This is a genomic window from Acinetobacter sp. 228, from assembly GCF_048147885.1.
Genome location: NZ_JAYWYV010000329.1, coordinates 1 through 1,278 on the forward strand (window position 1 = coordinate 1; position 1,278 = coordinate 1,278).

General features: G+C 36.0%; 2 protein-coding genes. One reads left to right on the plus strand and one right to left on the minus strand.

Features of this window, described 5'->3' with window-relative positions; all coding sequences use genetic code 11:
- Positions 1-37 precede the first annotated feature (37 nt).
- Positions 38-613: a DUF805 domain-containing protein gene (locus tag VXQ92_RS18680; protein WP_000457175.1), complete on the minus strand. Its 576-nt coding sequence runs from the start codon at positions 611-613 to the stop codon at positions 38-40.
- 294 nt (positions 614-907) lie between these two features.
- Between VXQ92_RS18680 and VXQ92_RS18685 the strand changes: the two genes are divergently transcribed.
- On the plus strand, positions 908-1,278 hold a 371-nt coding region (locus tag VXQ92_RS18685), incomplete at its 3' end, for an acetyl-coenzyme A synthetase N-terminal domain-containing protein (protein ID WP_416682812.1).

Here is a 1,278-nt window from a genome sequence, read left to right on the forward strand (position 1 = left end):
TATAATGAGTTCATCTAAATAATAAAGTGTTTTTTAATTAAAAGTATTCCGTTCCTTTTTGTAAGATTTGTGTCGGGGTTTGAATAGTATCGGTACCAGAGAAGTAGTAAAAAAAGCCTGCTGTAGAAATAAGGCTAATTAAAATAGCGATTAAAATAAGCCAAGCCATCAGTTTTTCTATAAATGTTGAAGGCCGAACGGGACCATATTGATTAGTGCCCGCTGTACCAGAAGCAAGCAGTAAATAAAGCATAAAAAAGAACTGAACGACCGGAATAAATAACAGTAGTCCCATCCAGCCACTTTTATTTAAATCATGTAGGCGTCGAACGACCAAAATAATGTTGAGATAGATCAGAAATAGCCAGAAAGCCCAGACCATTAAAGCACTTATACCGGAGAGAGAGCTGTAAAATTCAAAATTAAATAGATCACTTGAAAGCTGAAAACTTCCAAGAAACGAAGCCAGTATAAAATAGCCCACGATTGTGACTAAATAAATCAGGCCATATCCACCCAAATAACTCATTCGGTTAAAGCGGCCATGAATTGAAAAAGGGCTGTCTTTAAACGGGAGTTGAGGTGGACGTGAAGAGGGAGTTTCGGCAAACATCTTATTTTATTCCTGCACTGCTTCTAAAAGCTAAAATAAACTTTGTTGATGGTCAAAACCATCAAAACTTAAAAAAATTATAAAAGTAAAAGCTATAGACAAATGTTTTAAATCAACTTAATTTTATAAAAATGTTCACAATTTCGTATGCTTGAGTAAGTGATTAATATATGACCAAAGTCGCATTGTCTAGGCTTTGAAAGAGTCATCATACTGAAAAGGCAAACAAATAAGATCCAGTAAAATAATAGCCACAGTCTCGAGATGGGATGCACAAGATCAAGGAAGTTGCGTATGAATGAGATCTATCCAGTACCAGAGGAATTTAAAAAAACTGCTCGTACTGTTGAAGCAGACTACTTTAAACGTTATCAACACTCTATCGAGAACCCAGATGAATTCTGGGCAGAGCAAGCTAAAATTGTCGATTGGATAAAGCCATTTACCCAAGTTAAAAATACCAGTTTTGACAAAGACAATTTCAAGATTGAATGGTTTGCTGATGGTGAGTTGAACGTATCAGCAAACTGCTTGGACAGGCATCTTAAAGAACACCCTCACAAACCTGCAATTATTTGGGAAGGTGATCATCCTTCTCGTCATAAAATCGTTTCTTATAAAGAATTACACGACGAAGTCTGCCGTTTCGCCAACGTTTTAAAGAA